The sequence below is a fragment of the Caballeronia ptereochthonis genome (assembly GCF_001545075.1).
GTDB classification, from domain to species: domain Bacteria; phylum Pseudomonadota; class Gammaproteobacteria; order Burkholderiales; family Burkholderiaceae; genus Caballeronia; species Caballeronia ptereochthonis.
In genome coordinates, this window is sequence record NZ_FCOB02000018.1 from 131269 (window position 1) to 147327 (window position 16059).

The 16059-nt window shown below is 65.5% G+C and carries 17 protein-coding genes; 2 read left to right on the forward strand and 15 right to left on the reverse strand.

The window, feature by feature from the left end; translation table 11 throughout:
- Window positions 1-11 precede the first annotated feature (11 nt).
- The 3 genes from glcF to glcD are packed head-to-tail and all read right to left on the reverse strand — an operon-like array spanning window position 12 to window position 3817.
- On the reverse strand, window positions 12-1229 hold the full coding sequence (gene glcF / locus AWB83_RS19995; RefSeq protein ID WP_087047348.1) for a glycolate oxidase subunit GlcF: 1218 nt from the start codon (window positions 1227-1229) through the stop codon (window positions 12-14).
- Between the two features lie 21 nt (window positions 1230-1250).
- On the reverse strand, window positions 1251-2318 hold the full coding sequence (glcE, locus tag AWB83_RS20000) for a glycolate oxidase subunit GlcE (RefSeq protein WP_087047349.1): 1068 nt from the start codon (window positions 2316-2318) through the stop codon (window positions 1251-1253).
- Window positions 2318-3817: a glycolate oxidase subunit GlcD gene (gene glcD / locus AWB83_RS20005; protein WP_087047350.1), complete on the reverse strand. Its 1500-nt coding sequence runs from the start codon at window positions 3815-3817 to the stop codon at window positions 2318-2320. The genes glcE and glcD overlap by 1 nt, the downstream gene beginning before the upstream one ends.
- A gap of 223 nt (window positions 3818-4040) precedes the next feature.
- Between glcD and glcC the strand changes: the two genes are divergently transcribed.
- A complete protein-coding gene (glcC, locus tag AWB83_RS20010; protein WP_087047393.1) occupies window positions 4041-4805 on the forward strand; it encodes a transcriptional regulator GlcC in 765 nt (254 codons plus the stop codon).
- A 12-nt stretch (window positions 4806-4817) separates the two neighbouring features.
- Here the strand turns inward: glcC and AWB83_RS20015 are convergent, their stop codons facing one another.
- The 7 genes from AWB83_RS20015 to AWB83_RS20045 are packed head-to-tail and all read right to left on the reverse strand — an operon-like array spanning window position 4818 to window position 9781.
- Entirely contained in the window at window positions 4818-5420 is a 603-nt protein-coding gene (locus AWB83_RS20015; protein ID WP_087047351.1) for a phosphatase PAP2 family protein, read from the reverse strand.
- Window positions 5421-5480: 60 nt separating this feature from the next.
- On the reverse strand, window positions 5481-5918 hold the full coding sequence (aroQ, locus tag AWB83_RS20020) for a type II 3-dehydroquinate dehydratase (protein WP_087047352.1): 438 nt from the start codon (window positions 5916-5918) through the stop codon (window positions 5481-5483).
- A 19-nt stretch (window positions 5919-5937) separates the two neighbouring features.
- The gene (aroE, locus tag AWB83_RS20025) at window positions 5938-6762 is read right to left on the reverse strand and encodes a shikimate dehydrogenase (RefSeq protein ID WP_087047353.1); all 825 of its coding nucleotides are present in this window, start codon (window positions 6760-6762) and stop codon (window positions 5938-5940) included.
- The gene (locus AWB83_RS20030) at window positions 6755-7981 is read right to left on the reverse strand and encodes a CaiB/BaiF CoA transferase family protein (RefSeq protein ID WP_087047354.1); all 1227 of its coding nucleotides are present in this window, start codon (window positions 7979-7981) and stop codon (window positions 6755-6757) included. Before AWB83_RS20030 ends, aroE begins: the two co-directional genes overlap by 8 nt.
- Entirely contained in the window at window positions 7981-8439 is a 459-nt protein-coding gene (locus AWB83_RS20035; protein WP_087047355.1) for a MaoC family dehydratase, read from the reverse strand. The genes AWB83_RS20030 and AWB83_RS20035 overlap by 1 nt, the downstream gene beginning before the upstream one ends.
- Window positions 8440-8441: 2 nt before the next feature.
- Window positions 8442-8834, reverse strand: a complete 393-nt coding sequence (locus AWB83_RS20040) for a VOC family protein (RefSeq protein ID WP_087047356.1) — start codon at window positions 8832-8834, stop codon at window positions 8442-8444.
- Window positions 8831-9781 (reverse strand): ketopantoate reductase family protein, encoded by a 951-nt coding sequence (locus tag AWB83_RS20045; protein ID WP_087047394.1) that lies wholly within the window; start codon window positions 9779-9781, stop codon window positions 8831-8833. The genes AWB83_RS20040 and AWB83_RS20045 overlap by 4 nt, the downstream gene beginning before the upstream one ends.
- A gap of 101 nt (window positions 9782-9882) precedes the next feature.
- Here AWB83_RS20045 and AWB83_RS20050 point away from each other — a divergent pair, with 101 nt between their 5' ends.
- The gene (locus AWB83_RS20050) at window positions 9883-10785 is read left to right on the forward strand and encodes a LysR family transcriptional regulator (protein WP_087047357.1); all 903 of its coding nucleotides are present in this window, start codon (window positions 9883-9885) and stop codon (window positions 10783-10785) included.
- On the opposite strand, the gene AWB83_RS20055 is transcribed toward AWB83_RS20050, so the two are convergent.
- Genes AWB83_RS20055 through AWB83_RS20075 form a run of 5 tightly spaced genes read right to left on the reverse strand, consistent with a single transcriptional unit; the run spans window position 10764 to window position 16059 of the window.
- The gene (locus AWB83_RS20055; protein WP_087047358.1) at window positions 10764-11261 is read right to left on the reverse strand and encodes an SRPBCC family protein; all 498 of its coding nucleotides are present in this window, start codon (window positions 11259-11261) and stop codon (window positions 10764-10766) included. The genes AWB83_RS20050 and AWB83_RS20055 overlap by 22 nt on opposite strands.
- Before the next feature lie 17 nt (window positions 11262-11278).
- A complete protein-coding gene (locus tag AWB83_RS20060; RefSeq protein ID WP_087047359.1) occupies window positions 11279-12742 on the reverse strand; it encodes an efflux transporter outer membrane subunit in 1464 nt (487 codons plus the stop codon).
- Window positions 12739-13710 (reverse strand): efflux RND transporter periplasmic adaptor subunit, encoded by a 972-nt coding sequence (locus AWB83_RS20065; protein WP_087047360.1) that lies wholly within the window; start codon window positions 13708-13710, stop codon window positions 12739-12741. The genes AWB83_RS20060 and AWB83_RS20065 overlap by 4 nt, the downstream gene beginning before the upstream one ends.
- Window positions 13707-13916, reverse strand: coding sequence for a DUF1656 domain-containing protein (locus AWB83_RS20070; protein WP_087047361.1), 210 nt, complete (start codon window positions 13914-13916; stop codon window positions 13707-13709). Before AWB83_RS20070 ends, AWB83_RS20065 begins: the two co-directional genes overlap by 4 nt.
- Window positions 13917-13950: 34 nt before the next feature.
- Entirely contained in the window at window positions 13951-16059 is a 2109-nt protein-coding gene (locus AWB83_RS20075) for an FUSC family protein (protein ID WP_087047362.1), read from the reverse strand.

A 16059-nucleotide genomic window follows, 5' to 3' on the forward strand; every position in this document is an offset into this window, starting at 1 on the left:
GCGCGATCGACTCATTGCAGCGCCTCTTCCACCAGTTCGATCCAGTGCCGCACGCCCGTGCGTCCAGCGCCCGCGAGATGCGTCTGACAGCCGATATTCGCCGTGACGATCAGCTCGGGCGCGCCGCTTTCGAGCGCATCCATCTTGCGGTCGCGCAATTGCGTCGATAGCGCCGGCTGCGTGATGGAATACGTGCCCGCGGAGCCGCAGCACAGATGCGCGTCGGGCACCGGGGCGAGGTCGTAGCCGAGCCTCGTCAGAATCGCCTCCACCGCGCCGCCGAGCTTTTGCGCATGCTGAAGCGTGCAGGGGCAATGAAACGCGATGCGGCGTCGTTCGGCGGATCCGAGTGCATCGAGCGGCTCGGCCTGAATCACTTCGACGAGATCGCGCGCCAGTTCGCTCACGCGCGCGGCCTTGCGGGCATACCGCGGATCGTCGCGCAGCAAATGGCCGTATTCCTTGACGAACGCACCGCAACCGCTCGCGGTCTGCACGATGGCCTCCGCGCCAGCTTCGATGGCGGGCCACCAGGCGTCGATGTTGCGCCGCGCGCGCATGAGCCCGGCCTCCTGCGCGTTCAGATGGTAATCGGTCGCGCCGCAGCATCCGGCCTGCGGCGCATCGCTCACGCTGATGCCGAGCCGGTCCAGTACCCGCGCGGCCGCCGCATTCGTATTCGGCGACAAGGAGGGCTGCACGCAGCCTTCGAGCATCAGCACACGGCGCGCGTGGCGCGCGGGCGGCCTCGCCTTGGCCGCTATCGGGCGTGCGGGAATTTTCTGCCGCAGCGCGGCCGGCAAAACGGGGCGCGCGAGACGACCCGCCTTCAGAAGCGCGTCGAATACGGCGGGGCGTGGAATGACCCGGCGCAAGCCGTTGCGCAGCATGCGTTCGCCGGCGGGGCGCTGCACGCGGCGCTCCAGTTCCGCCCTGCCGATATCGAGCAGCGCGTGATAAGTGACGCCGGAAGGGCACGTCGTTTCGCAATTGCGGCATGTCAGGCAGCGGTCGAGGTGCAACTGCGTCTTCTCGGTGACCGGCTCGCCTTCCAGCATCTGCTTGATGAGATAGATGCGCCCACGCGGGCCGTCGAGCTCGTTGCCCAACAACTGGTAGGTCGGGCAGGTGGCGTTGCAGAACCCGCAATGCACGCACGAACGCAGAATGTCTTCGGCTTCCTTTGCGCGCGCGAGCGTCCTGGCTTCGTCGCTGAGATTCGTTTGCATGGCTTGTGCGTATCGGTGGCGTCAGTAATCGGCGTACATCCGGCCCGGATTGAACACACCGTGCGGATCGAGGCGTTGCTTGAGCTGCTGGTGAAAGCGCATGAGCGGCGCCGCGAGCGGATGGAACGGATCGGCCGTGACATTCGGCGTGAAGCACGTCGCATGACCGCCCGCCGCGCTCGCGATGCCGCGAATGGTCGCCGCGCTCGCATCGCTCTTGAGCCAGCGTTGCGCGCCGGCCCAGTCGAGCATGACCGCGCCGGGCAGATCGACGAGAGGCGCGCTGTTGGGGAGGGACAGACGCCAGAGCGGGCGCTCATCGTCGAAGAAGGCGAGACGCCGTTCGCGCAATTCGGCCCAGAACGTCTCCTCGAGATGCTCGCCGCCGATGCGATCCGACGCTGCATGCACCGAGCCGGTACCGCCTTCCAGACGCACGTGCAGGCGGCCATCGATATGACATGCGGCGCTGACGGGCAACGCGGCCCTTCGCCATGACGAAAGCTCGCGCATCGCTTCGCTCGCTTCCAGTTCGAGTGTGACGCTCATCGTTTCGCGCGGCTTCGGAAGCACCTTCAGCGAGACTTCGGTGAGGAGCCCGAGACAGCCGAAGCTGCCGCTCATCAGACGCGACACGTCGTAGCCCGCGACGTTCTTCATCACCTGGCCGCCGAAGCGCAGGTGCTTGCCTTCGCCGGTGACGATGCGGCAGCCCAGGAGGAAATCGCGTACCGAGCCAGCCCAGGGACGGCGCGGACCCGAGAGACCCGTCGCGACCACCCCGCCGATCGTCGCCGATTCGCCGCAGGCCGGCGGTTCACAGGGCAGCATCTGACCGGCTTCGTCGAGCAACGCGTTCAGCTCGGCGAGCGGCGTACCGGCACGCGCGGTGATGACAAGCTCGCTCGGGTCATAGCTCACGACGCCGCGATGCGAGCGCGTGTCGATCGCCTCGCCTTCGACGAGCCTGCCGAGAAACGCCTTGCTGTCGCCGCCGCGAATGCGCAACGGCTGCTTGCGCGCGATTGCGCCTTGCACTTGATCGACGAGGCGCGCGCTATCGTCGAGGGAGATGAGGTCGCGTCGCATCAGAAGCGCTCCAGTTCGGGATGAGGCAACGCGCCGTGATGCACGTGCATCGCGCCGAACTCCGCGCAGCGATGCAGCGTCGGCACGTTCTTGCCGGGGTTCAGCAAACCCGAGGGATCGAATGCGGCCTTGACGGCATGAAAGAAGGTCAGCTCGTCGCCGTTGAACTGCGCGCACATCTGGTTGATCTTCTCGCGGCCGACGCCATGTTCGCCCGTGATGCTGCCGCCCACCGCGACACACAACTCCAGGATGCGCGCGCCGATCGCTTCGGCGCGGTCCATTTCGCCGGGCGCGTTGGCGTCGAAGAGAATCAGCGGATGCATGTTGCCGTCGCCCGCGTGGAACACGTTGGCGACGCGCAGCCCGTATTGCTCCGAGAGGTTCGCGATGCCGCGCAACACGCGCGACAGCTCGCGCCGCGGAATCGTCCCGTCCATGCAGTAGTAGTCCGGCGAGATGCGGCCCACGGCGGGAAACGCGTTCTTGCGGCCCGCCCAGAAGCGTTGCCGTTCCGCTTCGTTCACGGCGAGGCGGATATCGGTCGCGCCTGCGCTGCGAAGGAGCGCTTCGACGCGCGCGCAGTCTTCTTCGACGTCGGATTCCGCGCCGTCGACTTCGCACAGGAGCAGCGCCTCGGCGTCCACGGGATAGCCCGCGTGAATGAAGTCCTCGGCGGCGCGGATCGCGAGGTTGTCCATCATTTCGAGGCCGCCGGGAATCACCCCCGCCGCGATGATTTGCCCGACCGCATCGCCGGCTTTCTCGATGTCGTCGAAACTGGCGAGCAGCACTTTCGCGCTTTGCGGCCTGGTCAGGAGCTTGACGGTCACTTCGACCACGACGCCCAGCATGCCTTCCGATCCGGTGATGAGCGCGAGCAGATCGAAGCCGGGCGAGTCGAGCGCTTCGGAGCCGAGCGTGAGGCGCTCGCCGTCGATCGTGACGATCTCCACGCGAAGTATGTTGTGCACCGTGAGCCCGTACTTGAGGCAATGCACGCCGCCCGCGTTCTCCGCGACATTGCCGCCGATCGAGCATGCGATCTGCGACGAGGGATCGGGTGCGTAGTACAGCCCGTGGGGTGCGGCGGCCTGCGAGATCGCGAGATTGCGCACGCCCGGCTGCACGCGTGCGATGCATGCCTCGGGATCGATTTCGAGGATGCGGTTGAAGCGCGACATCACGAGCAGGATGCCCTTTTCTAGCGGCAGGGCGCCGCCGGAAAGACCGGTGCCCGCGCCGCGCGCGACCACCGGCACGCCATGCGCATTCGCATATTTCAGGAGCGCCTGAACTTCGTCGATGGTGCCGGGCAGGGCGACGAGCATCGGCGTGATGCGATAGGCGGAAAGCCCGTCGCATTCGAAGGGCCGCAGGTCCTCTTTCGAATGCAGAAGCTGAAGCTCGGGAAGCAGCGCCTGCAGGTCGCGCACGATCGCGGCCTTGTCGTGATCGCGCAGGGGACCGTCGAGCTTTTCGTCGTAGGCGTAGGTCATGCGGTGTCTCCGGTGGGGCGCGGAATCGTGCCCACGTGTGTTTTTCTGCGATTCTTCCGGGTCGGGCCGGCCGTGTCGATGATTTTCCAGCTGGTATTACCAGTTTTTTGGACGCGCTCGTTCGATCAATGTGCGCTGAAAGCGGATAGAAGCGCGTCGGACGGAAGCGAATCGATTCTCGGCGTGCTACCATCCAATGGTGGTAATACCAGTGGTGACCGTGATGAAAGAGGCGGAAGAGAGCAAGCGGAAACTGGCGGACGTAGTCGTCGAGCGCATCGAGGCGTTGATCGTCGACGGCGTGCTCAAGGTGGGGCAGACGCTTCCGTCCGAGCGGCGGCTGACGGATAAGCTCGGCGTGTCGCGCACCGCATTGCGCGAAGGACTGAAAGTCCTGCGGGCCAGGGGCCTGATCGAAACCGCGCAAGGCAAGGGCTCCGTCGTCGCCAGGCTGACGGCCGAACCCGCGCAATCGCCGATGATGCATCTGCTCGGATCACAACCGCGCACGCTCTATGACCTGCTGGAAGTGCGCGAGATGCTGGAAGCGGAGGCGGCGCGCCTCGCCGCGCTGCGCGGCACGGCGGCCGATCACATCATGATCCGGCGGCGCTACGAAGAGCTCGTCGCCGCCGATTCGCACGAAACCGACGCATCGACGCATGCCCGGCTCGATCACGCCTTCCATCTGGCGATCTGCGAGGCGTCGCACAATCCGGTGCTGGTGCACACGCTCGGCATGTTGAACGATCTGATGCTGAGTTCGGTGTTCGCGTCGGTGAACAATCTCTATCACCGCGAGCCGCAGAAGCGCGTAATCGACCGGCAGCACGCGCGGCTCTACAACGCGGTGACGGGCAGGCTGCCGGAGCAGGCGCGCCGCGCGGCGGGCCAGCACATCAAGAGCGTGCGCGAGAGTCTCGCCGAGATCGAGCAGGAGGAGGAGCGGCTCGTGCGTTCGACGCTGCGCCTGGAAGGATGGGCTTGATAACCGGGGCTCTCATGGCGCGAGCCAGCCGCGGTCGATCGGCCACGCAAGGAGCTTGCGATAGAGCGCGATCAATATGCGCATCAACGCATCGCCTGCTCGAACCCAGAGCGGCTCGATAAGCACATAGGCCACGCAGGCAACGCCGACGGCGCCGATCATGTCGAACGGAAAATGCACGCCAATGCGCACACGCGCCCATGCGATGAGCACACCCGCGAGTGCAACCAGCACACCGCTGCGCCGGAGCCCTGCGAGCAGGAACGTCAGCGCGATGCTCGCGAACACCGTCGCGTGATCGCTGGGAAAGGAGGGGTCCGGCACGTGCTCTGTGAACGTGTGGCCCAGACCGATCATGAACGGCCGCGGATGCATCCAGACCATGCCGATCAATTGATTGAACCCGAGCGCCAGCAGCGCGACGCAACAAGCACGAACGGCGGCGGCTCGCTGGCGGCCATCGCCGAACAGCCATAGCAAGGCGAGCAAAACCGGAATCAGATAGATGAAGTCATTCGCGATGGTCAATGCGGTTTCGATCTGCCATCGCGGTGTCGCGGGCGTCGCGTTGATCGAAAGAAACAACGCGCGGTTGAACGCTTCAAGTGTATGCATGCGGCGGTTCGCGGACGACGAGGATTACGGCGATCGTAGCCTGCGAACCTTATGCGAGACTTAGCAGTCCGCCACCGCCGCACGCAAACCCAACAAATAACTTTCGACGCCAAATCCGCATATCTGCCCCTGCACGACCTCGGCAAAGACCGAGTGACGCCGAAATGCCTCGCGCGCGTGAATGTTCGACATATGGATCTCGACAATCGGACATTCGAGTATCGCGAGCGCATCGCGAATGCCGTAGCTGTAATGCGTCCACGCGCCGGCATTGATGAGCACCGCGTCCCGCCGATCCTCGAAGGCGCGATGAATGCGTTCGCACATCGCGCCTTCGCTGTTCGTCTGGAACGAATCGAGCGTCACGCCGAGCTCGGCGGCAAGCGCCTGCAAGCGCTCATCGATTTGCGCGAGCGTGATCGTGCCGTACTGCACCGGATCGCGCTTGCCGAACATGTTGTGATTCACTCCATGCAGCATCAGGACTTTCTTCGTCATATGCGTATTCCTCAGGCATTCACTCGAGCGGCACCGTGAGACGGTCGATCACCGGGCGCGTATCGGGCCGCACGCCGCGCCACCATGCGAAGGCTTCGGCCGCCTGTTCGACCAGCATGCCGACGCCATCCGCCACGCCGAGCACACCGGCATTGCGCGCGAGACGCAGAAAAGGCGTGAGCCGCTTGCCATAGGCAAGCTCGTATGCCGTGCCTTGCGGGCTGAAGACGCCAGGCGCGACGGGCGGAAGTTCGCCGGTCAGGCTCGCCGATGTCGCGTTGACGACGAGATCGAAACTGCCCATTGCTTCGAGATCGGCATAGCCGCGGGCGCTGAGGGGTACGGACGCCTTCACTTGCGACACCAGGGTCCTGGCCTTGGCGACATCCCGGTTCGCGATGACCATTTCCGCTGGCCGCGCCGCAAGAAACGGCAGCAACGCGCCACGCGCTGCACCGCCCGCGCCGAGCATGAGCACGCGCTTGCCCGCAAGCGGCATGTTCAGATTCACTTCGATATCGCGCAGCAGGCCCACGCCATCGAAGTTCTCGGCCACGATGCGGCCGCTCTCGAACCTGAGCGCATTGGCCGCGCCCGCGAGCGTGGCGCGCTCGCTGCGCTCGTCGGCCATTGCAAAGGCTTCGAGCTTGAAGGGCGCGGTGATGTTGATGCCCTTCGCCCCGCTCGCGATGAACGCGCGCACGGTTTGCGCAAAGCCCTCGCGCGGTGCCTCGATGGCTTCGTACGCGATGTCCTGATGCGTCGCTTCCGCAAAAAGCCCGTGAATCAGGGGCGATTTCGTGTGTCCGATCGGATTTCCGATCACGGCGTAGCGGTCAGTCATGATGGCCTCGCTTCGAATAGAGCACCCCCGCGGCTTGCATCGCGTCGATCTCGGCGGCGGTGAAGCCGAGGGTGCTCGCGATATCGGCGTTGTGCTGGCCCAGATCGGGCGCAACTTCGCGGATGGTCGTGTCGCAGTCGGAGAAACGGAAGGGCAGGTTGGGCAAGCGCAACTTGCCATAGCGCGGATGCTCCTGCTCGATCACCATGCCGCGCGCGGCGATCTGCGGATCCGCGAGGACTTCGTCGATGCGCTGCACCTTCGCGCACGGCACGTCGATGCCATCGAGCAAATCCAGAACCTGCGCGACCGAACGGCTCGCGACCCAAGGCTCGACGACGGAAAGAATCTCCGTGCGATTCGCATTGCGTCCGTCGAGGCTGTGAAAGCGCGGGTCGGCGGCGAAGCCTTGCGGTCCGCCGTGCGACTCGATCAAAGCGGCGAAGCGCTTCCAGGCATCGTCGACTTGCGCGGCGATCACGAGATCGCCGTCGGCCGCGCGGAACACGCCGTAGAGCGTGGACGTGGGCATGTCGTGACCCGTCTGCTCGGGCAGCACGCCCTGCATCGTGTAGCACTGCACCGCATATTCGTGCATCGATACGAGCGTGTCGTAGAGCGCCATGTCGATATGCTGGCCCCGGCCGCTCTTCTCGCGACCGAGGAGCGCCGCGTTGATGGCCGCCACCGCGTGAATGCCCGTATACATGTCGCCGAGCGAGATGCGCAGCAGCGGGGGGCGCTCGCCGGGCGTGCCGATCATCTGCATGATGCCGCTCTTTGCTTCCGCGATGAGACCGAAGCCCGCGCGATGCGCATCCGGTCCGCTGTGCCCGTATGCCGAAATCGAGCAGTAGACGAGCCGCGGATTGCGCGCGCAAAGCGCCTCATAGCCGAGCCCGAGCTTCGTCAGCGCGCCGGGCCGGTAGTTCTCGATGAACACATCCGCGGAATCGCACAGACGCTGCATGAAGTCCTTGCCGCGCGGGTCTTTCATGTCGACGCTCACGCCGCGCTTGCCCATGTTGAGCTGGAGGAAGTAGCCGCTTTGTTCGTCGTCGAGAACGGTCGCGTGCTGGCGTCCGGCATCGCCGCTGCCGGGCCGCTCGACCTTGATGACTTCGGCGCCGAGCGCGGCGAGACAGCGGCCCACGTACGGACCCGCGAGAAAGTGGCTGTAGTCGACGACGCGTATGCCTTCAAGTGGCCGTGCCTGCATCAGAACGCTCCCGGACGGCGCGGCACCATCAGTCGATGCTCGCCGCGATGAACGGTCTCGCCGTTCTGGTTGATCAGCTCCGACGGCAGCACGACGATGCCCCAGCCGGGACGGCTCTTGCTCGCGCGCATCGAGCCCACGCGGAATTTGACGTGCAGCACGTCGTTCACCTTGATCGGCAGAAGGAAGTCCCACGTCCAGCCGAGCGACATGCCCGGCACGAAGCGATAGTCGCTCTGCGTCTTGAGGCCATCGGCGATCGACAGGCCGAACAGTCCATGCGCGACGATCGAGCCGAAATGGCTCGCGTTGGCGTACTCCTCGTCGACGTGCACAGGCGTGTGGTCGCCGGTCAACTCCGCATAGGCGAGGATGCGCGCCCGGGTCACGGTATAGGTCGGGCTCACGCACTCGTCGCCTTCACGGGCGTCGTCCCAGTACTTCTCGATGATCGTCATGTTCACGCCTCCGCGCGCGGGTCGATGGCCAGCGCCCGCGCGACACACGCCGCGGGTCTGGCCTGAATGAATTCGATGGCGAGGCCATCGGGCAGACGCAGCCAGTTGCGTCCCTGCGGCAACTCGCTCACGCCGTAGCGATGCGCGGCGCTCAACGCCGCCTCGAGGTCCTCGCACATCACGCCGAGATGCGCGAGGCGTCCTTCGGGCGCTTCGTATTGCGGATCGTGGATGAACTGCATGCCGCCGAACGTCCAGTACTGGCGCGGCGCTTCGCGCGTGCCGTCGATTTCGCGCATCGTCATGCCGAGCACGTCCTCGAAAAATCGAATGTGCCAGTGGATGTCCTTCACCCAGATGGCGACATGTTCCAGATAGGCCTTCGGTGTGCTCATGCGGCTGTCTCCTTGTTTTGCCGGTCGGCCATCGCGCGCTCGAGGCCCTTGATGCAGGACACGAGCGTCGCGTTGACGGGAGTCGGCACGCCGTGACGCTGGCCCCAGCGCACGACCGAGCCGTTGATGAAGTCGATTTCGGTGACGGAGCCTTTTTCCAGGCTCTGCAGCATCGAGGTCTTGAAGGAGGGCGGCAGGCCGTCGGCGGCGAGCGTCCATGCGTCTTCCGGAGCGCGCGTCGCGAGCGCGACGCCGGCGGCCCGCGCGACCGTCATCGCTTCCTCGACTGCGGCGAGCGCGGTGGCCTTGAGGAGCGGCTCGCGATAGAGCTGCCCGTAGGTGAGGCCGGTGAGACCCGTCAGCGCGCCGGTCGCGACATTGACGAGCAGCTTGTCCCACATCGTGCCGACGATGTTGCCGCTGACCGTGGTGATCAGCCCCGCGTCGTTGAAGACGCGCGCGATGTCGTTCGCGCGTTGCGTGACGCGGCCATCGAGCTCGCCGATGTAGGTCGCCTTTCCGTACACGCCCGACTGAATGTGTCCCGGTTCGAGCAGCACTCCGCCGACATAGGTCTTGCCCGCCAGCACGCGTTCACGTCCGACGATATCGGCGAGCACATCCTCATGTCCCAGGCCGTTTTGCAGCGAAAGCACGACCGTTTCAGGACCGACCAGCGCGAGCGCGCCGCGCATCGCCGATTCCGTGTGAAACGATTTGACCAGCACGATGACGAGATCGACCGGGCCCGCTTCGTCGGCCTGCTGCGCCGCACGCACGGCGACGATTCTCGAACCGTTGGCATCGTCGACCCGGAGGCCGTCGCGGCGCATGGCTTGCACATGGCCCGCCGCGCGATTCAGCAGCCAGACTTCGTTTCCGGCTTCGGTCAGCGCGGCGCCGATGGCGCAGCCCAGCGCGCCCGCGCCCAATATTGCGATCTTCAATGGCGTCTCCTTGAGATGGAGACCAAGATACGGGTACGGCCTCATTTCGACAATGCAATGCGTACAATGACGCCATTGCAATAGGCAATAATGGGCGCGCCATGAACACGACCGAACTTCCCGACATCAAGCTGCTGCAGCTTTTTGATCTGCTTTACGATGTGCGGAGCGTCACGCGCGTCGCGGAGCAGCTCGGCCAGAGCCAGCCGACCATCAGCATCTGGCTCGGACGCTTGCGCGAGCACTTGCAGGATCCGCTCTTCATCCGCACGCCCGGCGGCATGGCGCCTACGCCGCAAGCCGACGCGCTGATCGGCGCATGCCGCGAAATCCTCGAGTCGCTGCGGCGTTTTTCCGCGTGGGAGATCGCCTTCGATCCGGCTACCGCGCAGCGGCGCTTTCGCATCTGCATGACGGACGCGAGTCACGTCACGCTGCTTCCGCGTTTGCTCGCGCATATGCGCGCTCAGGCGCCGGGCATTCGTCTGGAAGCCGCGCGCATCGACGGCAATACCGAACGCGCGCTGGAGTCGGGCGAGGCCGATCTCGCGATCGGCTACGTGCCATGGCTCGGCGGCGGCATCTATCAGCAGCAGTTGTACGAGCAGGATTGGGTGTGCCTGTCGAACCGGCACCATCCGCGCTTGCGCGCGAAGCTGAGCGCGAAGCAATATCGCGCGGAAGGACATGTGACGATTGCGGCGGGAACGGGCGCGCAATTGCTGGATCAGGCGCTTGCGCGCGAGCAGGTGGAGCGGCGCGTGGTGCTGGAGTTACCAGGGTTTCTCGGATTGGGCGCAATCATCCAGACGACGGATCTGATCGCCACGCTGCCGCGTCATATCGGCGAGACGCTCGCGCGCGTCAACGATCTTGCCGTGCACACGTGCCCGATTCCCGTCGATGGATTCGCCGTGCGTCAGCACTGGCATGCGCGCTATCACCACGAAGCAGGGAACCGCTGGTTGCGCGGCGTCGTGTCTCAGCTGTTCGGCGCACGATGATCGATGCTCACGAGCCGCGCATCGAGCCGCTTCGCGAGCGCCTCGCCGCCCTGCTGCATCACGTAATCGTGATTCCACTTGAAGATCGGGCGCGCGATGGGCGCGAGGAGGTTCATCCAGCCGCGGCCGGTGCGAACGCGCCATTCGTATCGCACGGTGGTGACGCTGTCGTGCGATGAAAACCGCCAGCGTCCGCGGCCTTCGACATCGCCGCTCGCTTCGCCTTCCAGCAAGGCGAACGGCTCGACGCGCGCCACGCGCATGTCGAAGCGCACGCGATACGGCAAGCGTCCTTTCCACGTATAGCGATGCAGCGCGCCGACGCCATCGTCCGCGCCGGCTTCGACTTCGATCACGCGCTCGACGCAGCTCCACCATTGCGGCCACGCGGCCGGATCGTGAATGGCGTCCCACACCGATTGAAGCGGCGCTTCGATGCGCCAGGTCGTGATGAAGCAGTATTCGCTCGCGCGCACGATCGCCTCCGGACCGCCTATTTTCCCTTCGCGTCTTGCGCGATGGCTTCGTCGGTTTCCCAGCCGCCGCCGAGCGCGAGGAACAGATTCACCTGATCGATGGCGACCTGGCCCTCGGCGGCCGCGACTTGCGCCGCGACGCCGGTGAGCGTGCGCGTCGCGTCGAGATCGTTCAGGAACGACTCGCGGCCCGCGCGATAGAGCCGATTGGTTTCATCCGCCGATTCGATCGCCGACTTGTACGCGGTGCGCAATGCATCGGCGCGCGTGGTGTCGGAAGCGTAGTTTGCGAGGCTGCTTTGCGTTTCCTGCAAAGCCTTCAGCACGACGCCGTCGAAATGCGCGAGCGCGCCGTTCGTCGCCGCTTCGGCCTGATGCACGCGGGCGCGCTGGCCGTTGATCGGGAAGCTCCAGCTGATGAGCGGCCCGAACGCCCAGCGATTGGTGTTCGCGCCGAACAGGTCTTCCGCGACGCCCACCGACCCCACCGACGCGCCGAGACTCACCGATGGATACAGCGCCGCCGTCGCCACGCCGATGCGCGCCGTCGATGACGCGAGCTGCCGTTCGGCCTGACGCACGTCGGGGCGGCGCTTCAGCAGCGCGGCGCCATCACCGACGGGAATCGGCGCGCGCAGCTTCGGCAGCTTCCTGCAGGCAAGCGCCGCCTTCGGCAAGTCGGAAGGCGCACGCGCGAGCAGCATGGCGAGACGATATTGCGCGACGCGGCGGCGCGCGACGAAGCGGGGGATATCGGCGGCGAGCGTTTCGGCTTGCGTCTGTCCGCGCGTGACTTCCGATTGATTGCCGCGGCCCGCATCGCGCAGACGCTGTGTGAGCTTCACGCGCTGCTTCTGCAAGGCAAGCGATTTCTGCGCGATCTCCAGTTCTTCCGCTGCCGAGCACGATTCGACATACGCGCGCACGACATCCGCGACCACCGTGATGCGCGCGAGGTCCTGCGCGGCTTCCACGGCCTCGTCGTCGGCGTTCGCCGCCTCGACGCCGCGCTTGAGCTTGCCGAACAGATCGAGCTCGTACGAGATGGAAAGATCGAGCGCGCCTTCGTTGACGACGGGAAGCTTCTCCGTCAAAAGATATTGTTCCGCCGATTCCTGCGCGCGTTGAAACGCCGCCGATGTCTTGCCGGAGAACCCGCCTTGCTGGTTCGCGAATTCGACCTCGGCGCGCGAGCGCGCGAGATTTGCAGCGGCCACGCGCAAATCCGCATTCGATGCGAGCGCTTGCGTGACGAGCTGATCGACCACGGGGTCGTCGTAGAGGCGCCACCATTTCGACGGCACCGCGCCCTGCGTGACGGGTGCCCGATCGGCGCCGTCGATGGCCGCGTTTGCAAACGCTGCGTTGACGGTCGCGTTCTCCGGGAGCTTGTAGTCCGGGCCGACCGTCGTGCAGCCGAACAGCGCGAACGCCGACGAAGCAGCGATGGCTATCGCTTTCACGATCCGCACGCCGGTCATTGCGAAGCACCCGAAGCGGTTGCGGGTGCCGACACGCTCGAAGTCGGCGCCGGCGCGGAAGCAGGCGATGTCTCCGACGCCGCGCGCTTGCCGATCGAGGGTCCGATGCCGCGCACCGATACCGTCGCCGTGCGGCCCGCGATCATGCGGAAGTCGGCGGGAATCTCATCGAGCGTCACGCGCACCGGAATGCGCTGCGCGAGACGCACCCAGCTGAATGCGGGATTCACGTTCGGCAGGAGGCTCGGGCTCTGCTGACGATCACGGTCCTCGATGGCCGCCACGATGCTCTGCACATGTCCGCGCAAGACGTTCGGCTCGCCCATCACCTTGATATCGACCGGCTGGCCGATGTCGATGCCGCGCAGCTTGGTTTCCTCGAAATAGCCATCGACCCGGAACGAGTGCATGTCGACCACCGACAGCACCGCGCGTCCCGCCGACACGAACTCGCCGACGCGCGGCGCGCGGTCGTTCAGATAGCCGTCGACGGGACTCAGGATTTCCGTGCGCTGCAAGTTGAGGCGCGCGGTATCGATGGCGACTTCCGCATCGGCGAGCGCGGCCGCCGCCTGTTCGACGCGCGAATGCGTCTCCTCGACCACTTCACGCGCCACCAGATTGCCGAGCGTGCGGTTGCGCGCATCTTCGCGACGCGCCTGGTCGAGCGTGGCGCGGCGCTGCTGCGCGGTGGCCTGTGCATTGCGCAGTGCGAGGGCATAGCGCGCCTGATCGATCACGAAGAGCACGTCGCCTTTCTTGACCTGCTGATTGTCGACGACCTTCACGTCGGTGATGAGGCCCGAGACGTCGGGCGCGACCTGGATCACGTCGGCGCGCACATGACCGTCGCGCGTCCACGGCGCGAACATGTAGTAGTCGACGAGTTTCCACAGCACGACGGCCGCGATCGTGACGACGATGAGCGTGAGCAGAATCTGCCCGAGGGAGAACCAGGTTTTTTTCACGTGATGAGCCGCTGCGAAACGATGACGACAAGACCCAGCACCAGTACATAGATGCCGAGATCGAAAATGGAACGGTGCCAGACGAAACGATAGAAGCCGACGCGCGCAAGCACGGTGCGGATCGCCAGATTCACGAGATAGGCGATGAACATCAGCACGAGCACGGCCGGCACGAACACGCCGAGAATGTCGATTTCGCCGATCATGTGTGGCGTTCCGGTGAAAGATGAAGGACGAGGGTCATGCCGGCTCCTCGCGCGGCGGCGCGCCGTTGGCTGCGCCCGGTTGCGCTTGCGTCGCGGGCGGATGCAGCGACAGGCGCATGCCGACCAGTGCGTGCAGCGTATCGCGCAGCCAGCGCTCGGCGACGGGATCGACCGCTTGCGATTGCGCAATGGCGCGTGAGGTGACCTGGGCGCTCGTGGCGTCGATGTTGCGGATCAGTTCGGGCGGCACGGGCTGGCGCGAGCGCCGCGCGATGCACAGTTCGAAGTAGCGGCGCAATGCGTCGAGCACATCGTCGACCGATGTCTGCAATTCGAGGGGGAGCTTGCGGCGCGTGCGGCGCAGATCGAGCGCATTCAACGCGACGCGGAAATCCCGGAAGCTTTCGATCGACGGATGACGATGCGAGTCCGTCGCCGCATGACGGGGCAGCAGTTGCATCAGGCGGTCGAGCATGCGCGCGTACAGATTGCGCTGATCCTCGATGACTTCCGCCGACGACGCGCTCAACACGATATCCGCCCACGCCGAGCGCGTGAGGCGCTCGGCGGCGAGCTCCGCGCCGAAGGGGCGCGTCATGCGCGTCCAGATGAACGCGAAGAGCAGGCCCGCGACGCCCGCGAGATTGCTGTTGACGAAGACGAAGAAGTTCGCTTCGTACGCGCTCTGGATGCTGATGAAGGTGGCCGTGTTCACCGCGACGAGCAGCGTCACGAGCGTGAAGCGCGGCTGCGGAATCAGCGTACCGATGATGAGGAAGGGCCCCGAGAAAATCAGCACGAGCATCGGGAAGTCGTGCACGTGCGGCAGCACGACGAACACGTAAAGGCCGGCGAGCACCACGCTCATGCAGGTCGCGAGAAAGAACTTGAACACTTGCGGTGCGGGCTCGTCGAGCGCGGCGAAGAAGCAGGTCGAGACCGCCGCAAGCGTCACGGCGCCCGCGCCGTCGTTCCAGCCCGATTCGATCCACAGTCCGCACGCGACGATGATCGCGCTCACCGCGACGCCCGTCGAAAACAGCATCATGCCGCGATCGAAGAAGCGCGCCGTGCCGCCGAGACGCCAGTGACGGAAGTGCGGACGCCATTCGCTCGTCTCGTTCAGAATGGCCGCGCGCAGCGCGCGAATGTCCTGCCATACGTCGATGACCTGGCCGAGACGCCAGAGCGCATTCGAGAGCAGCGCGCCTTCGGCGCTCGCCAGTGCTTCGACAGATGGGCGCATCGCGGCCACACGTTCGCGCAGCGCATCGGGCTCGCGCTCGTTTTCGATGGCCTTCTCCGCGCGCGGCGCGGGCGAGGCGACCCACGCGGCCACGTCCTTGAGCAGCTTGTCGAGTCCTTCAGGGTGCTTGCCGTGCTTGTCGATCAGTTCGATCAGCGGATCGGCCATCGACGAAATCAGCGGCAGGAAGATCTGCATGCGGCCCTGCAACGCGCGCGCGCGGCGGATGATGTCGGGCCGCGTGTGATCGTAGGTCAGCTGGCTCAGCAGGAGTTCGAGGCCGTTGACTGTCGCCGCGAGCCGCTGTCGCGCCGCCGAGATCGATGCGCCCGCGATATGCCCCGAGAGGGTTTCGCTCGCGTAGAAGACAGCGTCGCGGAACCATGCGTCCGTCCGTTCGATGAGCGTTGGCGCGAGACGGCTCGGAAACACCGCGCTGCCGACGATGCTCGCCACCACGATGCCGAGCAGGATCTCCTCGGTGCGCGTGATCGCGAGATCGAAGACGGTCGTCGGGTTGGTCACGGCGGGCAGCGCGATCAGCGGCAGCGTGTAGCCCGCGAGCATGAACACATAGCTGCGCGCGGTGCGGTCGAACAGCGACAGATAGAGCAGCGTGCCCGTCCACAACGCGACGATCACGCTGAACAGAAACGGCGACTCGACGAAAGGCGGCACGATCAGCACCGCGCCGGCCGCGCCGATCATCGTGCCGAGCGCGCGATAGAGCGCCTTGGAGCGCGTCGCGCCGACGAACGGATTCGAGACGATGTAGACGGTCGCCATCGCCCAATAGGGACGCGGCAATTCGAGCGCGAGGCCGATATAAAGCGCGATCATCGCGGCGGCGAAGGTCTTTGCGGAAAAGAGCCACTCGCGCGCGGAAGGAAAGGACAT